Genomic DNA, 13,236 nt, shown 5'->3' with positions numbered 1-13,236 from the left:
TCACGTCATGGTTCGGGATCAACCGTGACGCAACCGGCGGACCCCTTCGTCGAGCGTTTCGTCGCGCTTGCAGAAGGTGAACCGCACCAGATGACTCCAGGCGGCCGTGTCGTCGGCGAACGCGCTGACCGGCACCGCCGCCACGCCGAGCCGCTTGGGCAACTCACGGCAGAAGGTCAGGCCGTCGGCGGCGCCGAGCGGCGTGATATCGGCGACGACGAAGTAACCGCCCGCGCTCGGGTACACCCGCAGACCGGTATCGGCGAGCGCCGCGGAGAGGCGGAGCCGTTTCTCCGACAAGGAGTCCCGCAGCTTGCCGACCCATTCCAACTCGTGGTTGATCGCGTGCGCGACGGCGGGTTGGAACGGCCCGCCCGCCACGAAGGTGAGGAACTGTTTGGCGGCGAGCACCCCATCGATCAGGTCGGCGGGCCCGCACGCCCATCCGGTCTTCCACCCGGTGACGCTGAAGGTCTTCGCCGCGCTGGAAACCACGACCGTCCGCTCGGCCATGCCAGGCAAGGTGGCCAGGCTGATGTGCTCGAAGCCGTCGTAGACCAGGTGCTCGTAGACCTCGTCGGTGAGCACCAGAATGTCATGCTCGCAGGCGATCTCGGCGATGGCGAGCAGGTCCGCGCGTCCGAGGACCGTGCCGGTCGGATTATGGGGCGAGTTGACGATGAGCATCCGGGTGGCCGGGGTGATGGCCGCGCGCAGACTGTCCAAGTCCAGGACGAACCGATCTCCGTCGGCCACGAGACGCGCCGTGCGCCGTCGGGCGCCTGCCAGTGCCACGGCCGCGGCGTACGAGTCGTAGTACGGCTCGATCAGCACTACCTCCTCGCCCGGCTCGACCAAGCCGAGCACCGCCGCGCTGATCGCCTCGGTCGCACCCACGGTCACCAGTACTTGCGAATCGGGATCGTAGGAGGTTCCGTAGCGCCGGGCCCGGTCGTCGGCGACGGCTCGGCGCAGCACCGGCATACCGCGTCCCGGCGGGTACTGGTTGAGTCCGTCGGCGATGGCGCGGCGCGCCACTTCCAGCATGCTCGCGGGCCCGTCGGTGTCCGGGAACCCCTGGCCCAGGTTGACCGCGTCGTGCCGAACGGCGAGTTCGGTCATCTCGGCGAAGATGGTGGACGCGAAAGGGCGCAGACGGGCAACGGTCGGATGTCGCGAGGGCATATCCGGAGACTAGTCCAGCGGTCCACCTCACAACCGGGCTCAACCCAGCCGGACGCCACCCAGCTTGGCCGGATTCGCCACGTCGTAGGTGCCCCAGACCAATCCGTCCCGAACCGTGAAGCCGACGACTCGCGCGGGATAACCGCCCCTGCCCTCGGTCTCCGGACGCGCCGCGACGCTGATACCCAATTGCCCGTTCACCGAGACGAACGCGTACACCTGCGAGGCGTCCTCGAGCCCGTACTTGCGCACCAGGCCCAGATAGAAACGGGCGATGCGATCCGCGCCGTGCAGGACGTTGATCGCGGTGGCGGTGGTGCCGTTGGCATCGCCGATCATCATCGCGTCCGGATGCAGCGCCGCGGCGACGGCGGCCACGTCACCCGTGCTCAGCGCGACGAGGAAACGCTGCACGGCGGCCTCGTGCTCGGCGTCGGGCGCCGGTTGCGGCGTCTGCGCCACCGCCTTGCGGGCACGCACCGCCAGCTGCCGCGCCGCGTCGGCGGAGATGCCGAGGATGTCGGCGATCTCGTCGAACGGCACCGCCAACCCGTCGTGCAGCACGAAGGCCACCCGCTGCGGCGGCGTCAGGGTGTCCAGCACGATCAGCGCGGCGAACCGGCACTCCTGCTTGCGCACCACGGCTTCCAACGGGTCGGGAGCGCTCGACGGTGTGCGAGCGGTGACCACGGGTTCCGGCAGCCACTGGCCCACATAACTCTCCCGCCGCGCCGCGGCGCTCCGCAGACGATCCAGGCAGATCCGGCTCACCACAGTGGTCAGCCAAGCTCGCAGATCATCGATCTCGGACTGGTGCGCGCCCGCCAAGCGCAACCAGCTCTCCTGCACCGCGTCCTCGGCATCGCCGACGCTGCCCGTCAGTCGATAGGCGACCGAGAGCAGATGCGCTCGATGTGACTCGAACAGGTCGGAAAGCAGCGCGGCAACCATCGACGGGAAGTCTACGGTCCGATTCGCATCATCCCGGCATCGGCGGACTGCGCCGGACAAACCGGATGATCCACCGGCCGCTTCCGTGACAGCATGGCGCGATGGAACACCGCGTGCTGTCGAACGGAACGATCTGGCTGTCGGCTCCGACGGCGGACGATGTCGACGCCATCACCGAGTGCTGCCAGGACCCGGCCATCGCGGAGTGGGTGACCATCCCGGTGCCCTACGTCCGGGACAGCGCCGTGACCTTCCTCGAGGAGATGGTCGTTCCAGGGTGGGCGGCGCGCAGCCCGACCTGGGCGATCCGGCCACATGCGGGCGCACCGGTCGTCGGCATGATCGGCTTGGGCGAACAGGACGAGAGCGCGGCCGAGATCGGTTTCTGGCTCGCTCCGGCGCAACGGTCGCGCGGCCTGATGACACAGGCGGTCGAGCTGGTGTGCGAATTCGGGTTCCACGCCGACGCACTGGCGCTGGAGCGGATCTCCTGGCGCGCGTTCGTGGGCAACTACGCCTCGGCGGCGGTGGTCCGGCGCGCCGGGTTCCGGTACGAAGGCATGTCGAGGCTCGGCAGCCTCCAACGCGGACGACGCCGGGATCACTGGCTCGCCGCCCGACTGCGCACCGATCCGCCCGGACCGTCGGACGACTGGCCCGCCGAGTTCATCGCCGCCCGGACGCCGAGGACGCAAGGGCCGGGGGTGCCGTAGCCGAAGCGGGCCCGGCGTTCGGGCCGGCCCAGCTGACTTGCGCGCCGTCGGCTTCCCGGCTCGTGCGCGAGCGGACGAAACTCGCGCTTCGTCCACTCGGGCACGAGCCGCGCCGAAAACGCGCTGGTCAGCGCTCGCGGCGCTGCCGGACCGCGTCCGCGAGGCGGTCCAGCTGCACGGCGGTGGTCTCCCAGTCCAAGCAGGCGTCGGTGATCGACTGGCCGTAGGTGAGCTCATCGGCGTGGCCGAGAGTGAGGTCCTGGCGTCCTGCGATCAGGAAGCTCTCCAGCATCACGCCCACCACGCTCGACTCGCCCGCCGCCAGCCGCCGTGCGATGTCGGTGACCACGTCGGCCTGCTTGTTGTGGTCCTTGTTGCTGTTGCCGTGGCTGGCGTCCACCACGATCCGCTGCGGTAGCGACGCCTTCTCCAGCCGCAGGCACGCCTCGGCGACCGAAGCCGCGTCGTAGTTCGGCCCGGTGCTGCCGCCGCGCAGGATCACGTGGCAGTCCGGATTGCCGGTGGTGCGGATGAGCGCGGAGCGTCCGTCGAGGTCGGTACCGGGGAACACATGGCTGGCCGCCGCGGCGCGCACGCCGTCCACCGCCACCTGGACGTCGCCGTCGGTGCCGTTCTTGATGCCGACCGGCATCGACAGCGCGCTGCTGAGCTGGCGGTGCACCTGGCTGGCCGCGGTGCGCGCGCCGATCGCGCCGTAGGACACCAGATCCGCGATGTACTGCGGCGTGATCGGGTCCAGGAACTCACAAGCCACCGGAAGACCGAGAGCGGTGATGTCGACCAGCAGCTTGCGGCCGAAGCCCAAACCGGTGTTCACGTCGAACGATCCGTCCAAGTGCGGGTCGTTGATCAGGCCCTTCCAGCCCAAGCTGGTGCGCGGCTTCTCGAAGTAGACCCGCATCACCACGTGCAGTCGATCGTCCAGCTCCGCGGCCTTGGCCGCCAGACGGCGCGCGTAATCCAGTGCGGCGGCGGGGTCGTGCACGGAGCACGGGCCGACGATCACCATCAAGCGATCATCCACGCTGTTCAGCACGTCGACGGTGGCTTTGCGTCCCGCACGGACGGTGTCGGCGAGGGCATCGGTGATCGGGTGCACCCGACGCACCTCCGCGGGCGAGCGCAGCGGGCTCACGTTGAGGGTGCGTTGATCGTCCAGATCCGAATGCCGTGCGTCGACGTCGGCTGCGGTTGTCATGTCGTGGGTTCCTTTTCTCGGGGCCGACCCACGGATGAGAATCCCGTCGAGCCGGTCCATCGTCCGGCTCGGGGTGGAAGTTCGTCAGCGCACGCGGTTGCCGCAGACCAGCCCACCCAGGGCCGGCTTGCTAAACCAGAAATACACGCGCTGCACGTCAGGGACAGTACCAGCCCGCATCCGATCGGTGAACTGTGTTATCTGCCACGGTGTGTTTCGACGGGGAGGCGGACCTACAAGCGCCGTTCGCGGCCCACGGGACAAGGGGCCTCGAACGGCGCGGGCGATGCCGGACGATCCGGCTCATCCCCACTGCCCGGGCACGTAATCACCGGCCGGGGTGCGGGCGATGACGTTCATCCGGTTCCAGGCGTTGATCATCGCGATGGCGGCGATGAGGGCGGCGATCTGGTCGTCGTCGTAGTGCTTGCGCACCTCCTGCCACACCGCGTCGCTGACCACGCGTCCGTCGCCGATCCGGGTGGCCTCCTCAGTCAGCGCCAGCGCGGCGCGCTCGGCCTCGGTGAAGACGGTGGCCTCGTGCCAGGCGGCGATCAGGTTGAGCCGCACGGAGGTTTCGCCCGCGTGCGCGGCGTCCTTGGTGTGCATGTCGGTGCAGTAACCGCAGCCGTTGATCTGGCTGGCGCGAATCTTCACCAACTCGTAGGTCGCGGCGTCCAGGGTGGAATCGTCGATCACCTTGGAGGCCATGGTGAGCCGCTTGATGAAGCTGGCGCCGACCGGGTTGGCGAAGAGTTCGAAGCGCTGTTCCATGATGTCCGTCCTTTGTCGTTCCCTGTGGGTTCACAAGGAGGACGACGCGGGAAGACGGAGTGTGACAAGGGCGTAAGAGACGTAGGTCACACCGCGTCCGCGGGAAGGGCTGCGGTCATTTCGTGAAGTCGTAGGTGACCCCGGTCAGTTTCTCGGACAACTCCCACAAGTCGGCGGCGACCTTCTCGTCCCTGGACGCTTTCGACGACCCGGACGGCCCCGGGTACCCGCGCATGCCACCCAGGCCGGTGGGTCCGTAGTAGCCGCCCGGCTGGACGTCGGTGGTCGCGGCGAACAGCGTCGGCAGCGCGCCCATCGCGGCGCTCTGCGCGAGCAACCGGTTGCCGACCCACATCACCCGGTCGAGGAAAGACTCGGTGTGCGACTGCAATTCGGTGGAGGCATAGCCGGGATGCGCGGCGACCGAGAGTTTCGCGGAGCCCGCCGCCGTCAACCTGCGCTGCAGCTCGCGAGCGAACATCAGGTTGGCCAGCTTGGCCTGCCCGTAGGCGGCCCACCGCTGATACTTGCGCCGCTCCCAGTTGAGATCGTCCAAGTCGATCTTGCCGACCTGGTGCGCACCGCTGGAGACGGTGACGATCCGGTCGGAGATCTTGTCCAGCAGGAGGCCGGTGAGCGCGAAGTGACCGAGATGGTTTGTGCCGACCTGTTTCTCGAATCCGTCGGCGGTGCGGCCTTCGGGCACAGCCATCACGCCCGCGTTGTTGATGAGCACATCGACCCCGTCGACGCTCTGGGCGAACGCGCGGACCGAATCGAGATCAGCCAGATCGAGTTCGCGAACCTGCGCCCGGTCGCCGAGTCCGGCGGCCACCCGCTCGCCTTTGGCCACGTTCCGGCAGGCGAGCACCACCTCGCCGCCCGCCGCGGCCAGCGCGCGCGCCGTCTCGGCCCCCAGGCCACTGTTGGCCCCTGTCACGATGAACTTCCGGCCGCTCTGGCTGGGGATGTTCGAGGTGTCCCACCTGGTCATGCCGGAAAGTCTAGTGCGCGGCGGCACCCGGCGGCAGGTTCGAACACGCCCGGGCGACCGCATTCACTCGACGCCGGAAGCGTCGCGGCGACGGTGCCACCCCTGGCTGGAATCGATGATCGTGACGGCACAAACCCGGGCGTGAAGTAGGGTTGCCTAACCTATATAAGGGAACCTTTGCTTGATTTGTGAGGCAGACGTGACTTCCACACCGACCGGGTCCGCGCATCGCGACGGCTACGTACCTTTCCCCGCCGACGCGGCCGTGCAGTACCGAGCCGCGGGCTTCTGGGCCGGGCGCCCGCTCGGCGATCTGCTGCGCGCGAGCGCACACCGGCATCCCCAGCGCCCCGCGCTCCTCGACGCGGAGGTCTCGCACAGTTACGCCGACATCGACGCCGCCGCGGACCGGATGGCCCACGGGCTGCTCGCGCTCGGCATCGCTCCCGGCGACCGCGTGGTCGTCCAGCTACCCAATGTGCCCGAGTTCATGACCGTGTTGTTCGGCCTGCTGCGCGCCGGAATCATCCCCGTCTTGAGCCTGCCAGCGCATCGTCGAGCCGAAATCGAGCATCTGGCGCGGCTTTCCGACGCGGTCGGCTACATCGTCGCCGACCGGGCAGGCGATTTCGACTATCGCGAACTGGCCTCGACCGTGCGGGACGCGGTGCCGTCGCTGCGCCACGTCCTGGTGCTCGGCGAGCCGGTGCCGTTCACCGACCTCGCCTCGGTACCGCGCGACGGCGGCGAACTGCCCGAGATCGATCCGGGCGATATCGCCCTGATGCTGGTCTCCGGCGGAACCACCGGCCTGCCGAAGCTCATCGCACGCACGCACGACGACTACGTCTACAACGCCACCGCGAGCGCCGAGGTGTGCGCGTTGACCGAGCAGGACGTCTATCTCGCGACACTGCCCGCCGCGCACAACTTTCCGCTGGCCTGCCCCGGCATCTTCGGCACCGTCGGGGTGGGCGGCGCGGTCGCCTTCGTCGGCGATCCCAGTCCGGAAAGCGCGTTCGCCGCGATCGAGCGGCACCGGGTCACGGTGACCGCCGTCGTGCCGCCGCTGGCCCAACTCTGGTGCGCGGCCACCGAATGGGAAGAGGCCGACCTGAGTTCGCTGCGCCTGCTCCAGGTGGGCGGCGCACGACTGGCCGAGGTCAACGCCAAGGAAGTGACCCCGGCGCTCGGCGCGACCCTGCAACAGGTGTTCGGCATGGCCGAGGGCCTGATCAACTACACCCGGCTGGACGATCCGGCCGAACTGCTGCACGCCACCCAGGGTCGTCCGCTCTCACCCGCCGACGAGATCCGCGTGGTGGACGGCGACGGCAACGATGTGGCGCCCGGCGCGGAGGGCGAGCTGCTGACCAGGGGGCCGTACACGATCCGCGGCTACTACCGAGCGGCCGAGCACAACGCACGCGCGTTCACACCGGACGGCTTCTATCGCAGCGGAGATCTGGTCCGCCGCCTGCCCAGCGGGCATCTGGTGGTGTCCGGCCGGATCAAGGACGTGATCAATCGCGGCGGCGAGAACGTGTCCTGCGACGAACTCGAGGAACATCTGCTCGCCCATCCCGCGGTCCGGCATGCCGCCGCCGTCGGGCTGCCCGACGCGGTGCTGGGCGAAAAGGTTTGCGCCGTCTTGGTCGTCGATGGTGAGATGCCCACGCTGGCCGAGATCAAGTCCTTCCTCACCGCGCGCGGGCTGGCCACCTACAAACTGCCGGACGTGCTGCGCCGCAGCGACAAACTGCCGATCACCGCGGTCGGCAAGATCGACAAGAAGGCGCTGCGCGCCGAGTCCTAGATCGACGGGCAGCGCACCACCGGCGCGCTGCCCGTACCGCCTTACGCCTTGACGACGTAAGGCGCGATGCTGCCGAGCTTCTCGCAGGTCTCCTCGAACTCACGCTCCGGCCGGGACTGACCGACGATGCCCGCGCCCGCGCGCAACCAGGCTCCCTCCGCGTTCTGGTACACCGCGCGCAGCACCAGGGTCGCCTCCAGCGCACCGGTCGGCGCAACGGTCACCACCGCGCCGGAGTACAGCCCGCGCGGGTCGTGATCGAGCCGGAACACCGAGTCGACGCCCTCCCGCTTGGGGATTCCCGAGGCGGTCACCGACGGGAACAGCACCTCCAGCGCGTCCCAGCTGGACCGGTGCGCGGCCAGCCGCCCGCGCACTGTGGACGCCAGATGCTGCACGCTGCCACGCTCACGCACGGCCATGAAGTCCGACACCGCGGGGGTGCCGGGATCGGCGACCGCCGTGATCTCCGCGAACGAGGTTTGCACCGAAATGGCGTGTTCCACGATCTCTTTCGGATCGGTGACCAGTTCGGCCCTGGCGGCGAGATCGGCCGCGGCGCCGCGGCCGAACGCGCGGGTGCCCGCCAGCGGCTCGGTGGTCACCACCCGATCGTCGTCCACCGACGCGACCAGTTCCGGACTGAAGCCCGCCGCTTCCAGGCCGCCGAGCCGCAGCAGGAACGACCGTGCCGGAGTGTTGTGCGCGCGCCCGAGCCGATAGGTCGCCGGAACATCCACGGCGAACGGCAGATCGACTTTCCTGGACAGGATGACCTTCTGATAACGCCCGGCCCGGATCTCGCCGACCGCCTCGGCCACCCGGTCCCGGTAGCCGGTGGGGTCGATGCGGATGTCGGCCGGATGCGCCTGCGGCAGTTCGGTGTTCTGCGACCGCGCGATCAGCTCGTGAATGTCCGCGATCTCCGACGGCGTCGCACCCGATACCCGGACGCCGAATTCGCCCACCCTGACCTCGATGCGGGGAACCATCAGGTGCGCCAATGTGGTGCGCGGATCGAGGTGCTCCGTGGCGTCGAGCGCCCAAGCGCAGAACTCGAATCCGATCCAGCCGTAGGCATTCCGCCCGTCGAGGGGCAGCGCGCCGAGCGCGCGGTCGATCACCGCCGCAGGATTGCCTTCCCACCGGCTGGTCGAAGTCTCCCCTTGCCAGGTGACGCGCAGCTCTCGCACATCCAGTTCGACGCTGCCGAACGGATCGGCGGCGAACACCCATTCCCCCGGACGCTCGTACACCACGTACTCGCCGAACCGATCCGCCCCCGCCAGCCGGGACATCGCTGCCGCCGGATCGGTTACATACTCAACCCGCAGGCGTTCCGTGGTCGACAACGATCCTCCAAAGGTAACCCTGGCCTAACTTGTGGAGGTAAGGTTAGCATTACCTCCTTCACTGCGCCGGTGTGCTCGCGGCCACAACGCGGACCCGAGAAATCGCTGCGAGCTGGATGGTTCGCGCCTGCCGAGTTCTTTCGTCCGGGCTTGCGCCGTTCGCGTCGTCGGCGCCCGCGCACGAACTCGCCGCGCCGACTGCCTGCGCGGAACAGACCCGCCGAGATTGAATAGTGGGAAGCGTCACCTGCGGAGGGAAGAACATCGATGATCGATCACCGCGGCGATTCACCCGCGACAGTCCGGCCCGGGACCACACCGCGATCGGTGGTGGCCCTGATCGACGCCGCCTCCGGGGTGGAACGCGAACTCGTCGGCAAGTGGCTCGCCGACGGCGGGATCAGCGCCGAGTTCGGTACCGACGCCCCGGTCACCCAGCTGGACCTGGATGCGAGCGCCGTCGCCGCACGGCTGGTCGGCAGGCGCGACGATCCGCTGGTGGTGCCGATCCGCGTGCTGTGGCTGCCGCCGGAACGTGACGGCGTCCGCCGCGTCACCTTCGCCGATCTCGCCCTGCTGACCAACCCGCGCAAGCCCAACCGGCTGGCACAGCGCAAGCTGGTGTCCAAGTCACCGGACCGGCACGTCGTGCTGACCGGCGCTCCGGCCCGGCTCAGCGAGTTGCGCGTCAACAATCCGGAGGCTTCGGCGCTCTACGACAAGGGCACCGCCGAACCGTTCGCCCGCGCCGTCGTGCGCGCGGCGGTGGTTGCGCTGGAACGCGCCGAGCGCACCATCATCGGCGACCGGTACAAGGTGCCCAAGCTGGTCGCGGAGGAGATCCTCGACTCACCCGACTTCCTGCGCAGGCTGGAACTCATCGCCGATCAGATCGGGGCGAGCCCGCACGAGGTGTACCGGCGCGCGGAGAAAGCGCTCAACGAACTCGTCGCCGCCCAGAGCAGGCTGGTTTCCGACCTGTTCACCCAGGCCATGCGCCCGGTGCACGCTTCGACCTGGAATGTGGACTTCGACGAGTCCGGCCTGACCGGCTTGCGCGACCTGAACCGCCGCTTTCCGCTGGTGTTCCTGCCTTCGCACCGCTCGTACGTCGACGCGTTCGTCCTGGGAGACGTGCTGGCCCGCAACGACTTCCCGCCGAACCACGTGATCGGCGGCGCGAACCTCAGCTTCTGGCCGATGGGCCCGATCGCCCGGCGCACCGGAACGGTGTTCATCCGGCGCAGTTTCGGCGACGACGAGGTCTACAAGGCCGTCGTCGAGGAGTACTTCGCCTACCTGCTGGCCAAGCGCTTCAACCTGGAGTGGTACTTCGAGGGCGGCCGCACCCGCACCGGCAAGCTGCGGCCCCCGCGCTACGGCTTGCTGAACTACCTCGCCGCGGCGGTCCGTTCCAACCGCATCGACGACGTCATGCTGGTTCCGGTCTCGATCACCTACGAGCGGCTCAACGAGCTCGGCGCCATCGCCACCGAGCAGGAGGGCGGCAAGAAGAAACCGGAGGGCCTCACCTGGCTGGCGCGCTACATCCGCAGCCAGCAGCACTCCGCCGGGCACGTGTACGTCCGCTTCGGGGAGCCGCTGTCGGCCCGCGATCGTCTTGCCGCACATGGCGACCCGCTCACCGCGCCGCCGCTGACCATCCCCCTGCACCATACCGAGCCGATTCCGACGCCGCGCACGGAAGCCGGGGTCGTCGACAGCGAGCCGCCGGAAATCGCCGAACTGGAACGAAAGGCCGTGCAGCGGCTGGCGTTCGAAGTCGCGGTCGGCATCAACGCGGTCACCCCGATCACCGTCAGCGCGCTGGTCACCCTGGCTCTGCTTGGCGTGGACGGGCGCGCCCTCACCCTCGGCGAGGTGCGCACGGTGCTCAACCCGGTGCTCGGCTATATCGACAAGCGTGAGCTGCCGGGCGGCGAACTCGACGCGCTGCGCGACGCACAGGGCCTGGCCGTCGTGCTGGAACAGCTTTCGCTGGCCAAGGTGGTCACGGTGTATCGCGGCGGGGTCGAGCCGGTGTACTCGATCGAGCCCGGCGCGCATCTCGAGGCCGCCTTCTACCGCAACAGCGCCGTGCACTGGTTCGTCAACCGCGCCATCCTCGAGCTGTCCATCCTGGCCGGGGTCGACAACGGTGACGCCGACGCCCTGAAGACAGGGTGGGACGAGGCATTCCGGCTGCGCGACCTCTTGAAGTTCGAGTTCTTCTTCCCCGATCGCGGCGAGTTCGCCGATCAGATGGTCGCGGAAATGCTGCTGGTCGATCCGGACTGGTACAGCCATACCCGCAGCGACACCCTCAGCTCGGACATCCTGGCGAAGCTCACCGCCTCCGGGTTCACCATGGCCCACCGCGTCCTGCGCTCGTTCGTCGACGCGCAGTTGGTGGTGGCCGAACGGCTGGCCGCCCGGGATGCGGGCGACGAGATCGACCGCAAGGAGTTCATCACCGAATGCGTGGCGGTCGGCAAGCAGATGATGCTGCAGCAGCGGTTGCACAGCCCGGAGTCGGTCTCGACCGAGCTCTTCACCAGCGCGCTGAAGCTCGCCGACAACTACGGCCTACTGGAGACGGTGTCCGACGACGAGCCGGAGGAGCGCCGCGCCGAGTTGGTCGGGCGAAGGAACGAATTCGCCGAGCGCCTGCGCACCATCGGCGCCCGCATCGCGCAGGCCGCCACGCTGGATCCATCCAATCGGGAGGCGTGGTGACCGACGCGCGCGCCGGCCTCGACGCCGCGCTCGCCGCCATCCGCTCCGGTCCGCAAGGCGGCGCGGTCGCCGCGATCTTCGATTTCGGCGGTACGGTCGTCGACGCCCCGAAATCGCGCCGGCTACGCCGCAAGCCCGCCGATGTGCTGCTCGGCGGCATCCGCGATCACATGACCGACGGCGAATACAGCCGGTTCCTGCGCGAGTTGTCGGTGGCGCTGGCCGGACGCTCCGAACAGGAGCTGGACGACGTGGGCAGACGCCTGTTCCAGCGCACCGTCTACGGGTACCTGTATCCCGAAGCTTGGGAACTGATCCGCACCCACCGAGCAGCCGGGCACACCATCGTGCTGGTCAGCTCACTGACCCGATTCCAGGTGGCGCCGGCGGCGGCACAATTGGGCATCGAGCACGTGCTGTACACGCCGATGGCCACCAGCGGCGGTGTGCTCACCGGCCATCCCGATGGGAAGACGCTGTGGCACAACGGCAAAGCCGAGGCTGTGGCTACGTTCGCCGCCGCGCACCGAGTGGATCTCGAGCACAGCTACGCCTACGCCGACTCGATCGCCGACCTGCCCATGCTGTCGCTGGTGGGACATCCGGTGGCGGTGAACGCCGACGACGCGCTCAGCGCCGCCGCCGACCGGCAGCACTGGGCCACGTTGACGTTCCGGCCGCGCCGCGCGCCGCGTGCGAGCGATTACGTACGCACCGCCGCGGGATTCGCCGGGCTGCTCGGGGGCGCGCTGTTCGGCGTCGCGTCGAAAGCGCCCACCCAGGACCGGCAGCGGATGGCCGACGCGCTGATGGCGCACGCGGCGCGCAACACGCTGCGCATCGCGGGCGTGCGCGTGCGGGTCACCGGCGGCGAGCACGCGAGATCGCCGCGCCCCGCGGTCTTCCTGTTCAACCATCAGAGCCAGTTCGACATCATCATCGTGCCCGAAGTGCTCGGCGGTGGGGTGACCGCGATCGGCAAGAAGGAACTGACCAAGAATCCGGTCTTCGGGCCGCTCATGCGCTTCGTCGGCGTGACGTTCATCGACCGGGCGAATACCGCTCAGGCCAAGGCGGCGCTGCGGCCGGTGGTGGAGACCCTGCGCGGTGGCTTGTCGGTCGCGGTGGCTCCGGAAGGCACCCGTTCCTACACCCCCGAAGTCGGGCCGTTCAAGAAGGGCGCATTCCACATCGCCATGCAGGCGGGCGTGCCGGTGATCCCGGTCGTCATCCGGAACGCGGGCGAGATCTGCTGGCGCAACGCGATGGTCGCCCGGCCGGGAACAGTCGACGTGGCGATACTCGACCCCATCGACGTCAGCGCGTGGGAGCCGGGTGATTTGGACGACAACGTGGCGCGGGTCCGCCAGCTGTTCGTAGACACGCTACTGAATTGGCCGCACTGATCGGCACGGCGTCGCGTCGACGGCCGCCGGTCGTGTGGTCGCCCCGCTTCGGCCGCGATGCTGTCCCTAGCTGCGGACCGTCGTGCTGTG

Annotated in this window: 10 protein-coding genes; 4 read left to right on the top strand and 6 right to left on the bottom strand. The window is 68.9% G+C overall.

All coding sequences use genetic code 11. The features are described from left to right. Positions 1-18: 18 nt before the first annotated feature. Entirely contained in the window at positions 19-1,185 is a 1,167-nt protein-coding gene (locus ACFV2O_RS05840; RefSeq protein WP_379250471.1) for a pyridoxal phosphate-dependent aminotransferase, read from the bottom strand. A gap of 39 nt (positions 1,186-1,224) precedes the next feature. Further along, complete coding sequence (locus tag ACFV2O_RS05835; protein WP_379250469.1) at positions 1,225-2,136, bottom strand: sigma-70 family RNA polymerase sigma factor; 912 nt, start codon at positions 2,134-2,136, stop codon at positions 1,225-1,227. Positions 2,137-2,237: 101 nt separating this feature from the next. On the opposite strand from ACFV2O_RS05835, the gene ACFV2O_RS05830 reads away from it, so the two are divergent. Further along, a complete protein-coding gene (locus ACFV2O_RS05830; protein ID WP_379250467.1) occupies positions 2,238-2,849 on the top strand; it encodes a GNAT family N-acetyltransferase in 612 nt (203 codons plus the stop codon). Between the two features lie 127 nt (positions 2,850-2,976). Here the strand turns inward: ACFV2O_RS05830 and ACFV2O_RS05825 are convergent, their stop codons facing one another. From ACFV2O_RS05825 to ACFV2O_RS05815, 3 genes are all read right to left on the bottom strand, one after another. Then, positions 2,977-4,068, bottom strand: coding sequence for a 3-deoxy-7-phosphoheptulonate synthase (locus ACFV2O_RS05825; protein WP_379250465.1), 1,092 nt, complete (start codon positions 4,066-4,068; stop codon positions 2,977-2,979). 303 nt (positions 4,069-4,371) lie between these two features. Next, on the bottom strand, positions 4,372-4,842 hold the full coding sequence (locus ACFV2O_RS05820; protein WP_355075004.1) for a carboxymuconolactone decarboxylase family protein: 471 nt from the start codon (positions 4,840-4,842) through the stop codon (positions 4,372-4,374). Positions 4,843-4,957: 115 nt separating this feature from the next. Then, on the bottom strand, positions 4,958-5,836 hold the full coding sequence (locus ACFV2O_RS05815; RefSeq protein ID WP_379250463.1) for an oxidoreductase: 879 nt from the start codon (positions 5,834-5,836) through the stop codon (positions 4,958-4,960). A 199-nt stretch (positions 5,837-6,035) separates the two neighbouring features. Here ACFV2O_RS05815 and ACFV2O_RS05810 point away from each other — a divergent pair, with 199 nt between their 5' ends. Then, entirely contained in the window at positions 6,036-7,652 is a 1,617-nt protein-coding gene (locus ACFV2O_RS05810; RefSeq protein WP_379250461.1) for a (2,3-dihydroxybenzoyl)adenylate synthase, read from the top strand. Between the two features lie 41 nt (positions 7,653-7,693). Here ACFV2O_RS05810 and nbtS read toward each other — a convergent pair whose 3' ends face one another. Continuing rightward, positions 7,694-9,004, bottom strand: coding sequence for a nocobactin biosynthesis salicylate synthase NbtS (gene nbtS / locus ACFV2O_RS05805; protein WP_379250459.1), 1,311 nt, complete (start codon positions 9,002-9,004; stop codon positions 7,694-7,696). Between the two features lie 267 nt (positions 9,005-9,271). Here nbtS and ACFV2O_RS05800 point away from each other — a divergent pair, with 267 nt between their 5' ends. Together ACFV2O_RS05800 and ACFV2O_RS05795 are read left to right on the top strand one after the other, a co-directional pair. Further along, positions 9,272-11,740, top strand: a complete 2,469-nt coding sequence (locus ACFV2O_RS05800) for a glycerol-3-phosphate 1-O-acyltransferase (RefSeq protein ID WP_379250457.1) — start codon at positions 9,272-9,274, stop codon at positions 11,738-11,740. Then, the gene (locus ACFV2O_RS05795; RefSeq protein WP_379250455.1) at positions 11,737-13,146 is read left to right on the top strand and encodes an HAD-IB family hydrolase; all 1,410 of its coding nucleotides are present in this window, start codon (positions 11,737-11,739) and stop codon (positions 13,144-13,146) included. Before ACFV2O_RS05800 ends, ACFV2O_RS05795 begins: the two co-directional genes overlap by 4 nt. Positions 13,147-13,236: the final 90 nt, after the last annotated feature.

The sequence above is a fragment of the Nocardia sp. NPDC059691 genome (assembly GCF_042733915.1).
In the GTDB taxonomy this organism is placed as follows: domain Bacteria; phylum Actinomycetota; class Actinomycetes; order Mycobacteriales; family Mycobacteriaceae; genus Nocardia; species Nocardia sichangensis.
This window is presented reverse-complemented; position numbering and strand designations above follow the sequence as displayed.

Coding starts and splice junctions, on each gene's coding strand:
- ACFV2O_RS05840 (WP_379250471.1), bottom strand. CDS start 1,185: ATGCCCTCGCGACATCCGACCGTTGCCCGTCTGCGCCCTTTCGCGTCC.
- ACFV2O_RS05835 (WP_379250469.1), bottom strand. CDS start 2,136: ATGGTTGCCGCGCTGCTTTCCGACCTGTTCGAGTCACATCGAGCGCAT.
- ACFV2O_RS05830 (WP_379250467.1), top strand. CDS start 2,238: ATGGAACACCGCGTGCTGTCGAACGGAACGATCTGGCTGTCGGCTCCG.
- ACFV2O_RS05825 (WP_379250465.1), bottom strand. CDS start 4,068: ATGACAACCGCAGCCGACGTCGACGCACGGCATTCGGATCTGGACGAT.
- ACFV2O_RS05820 (WP_355075004.1), bottom strand. CDS start 4,842: ATGGAACAGCGCTTCGAACTCTTCGCCAACCCGGTCGGCGCCAGCTTC.
- ACFV2O_RS05815 (WP_379250463.1), bottom strand. CDS start 5,836: ATGACCAGGTGGGACACCTCGAACATCCCCAGCCAGAGCGGCCGGAAG.
- ACFV2O_RS05800 (WP_379250457.1), top strand. CDS start 9,272: ATGATCGATCACCGCGGCGATTCACCCGCGACAGTCCGGCCCGGGACC.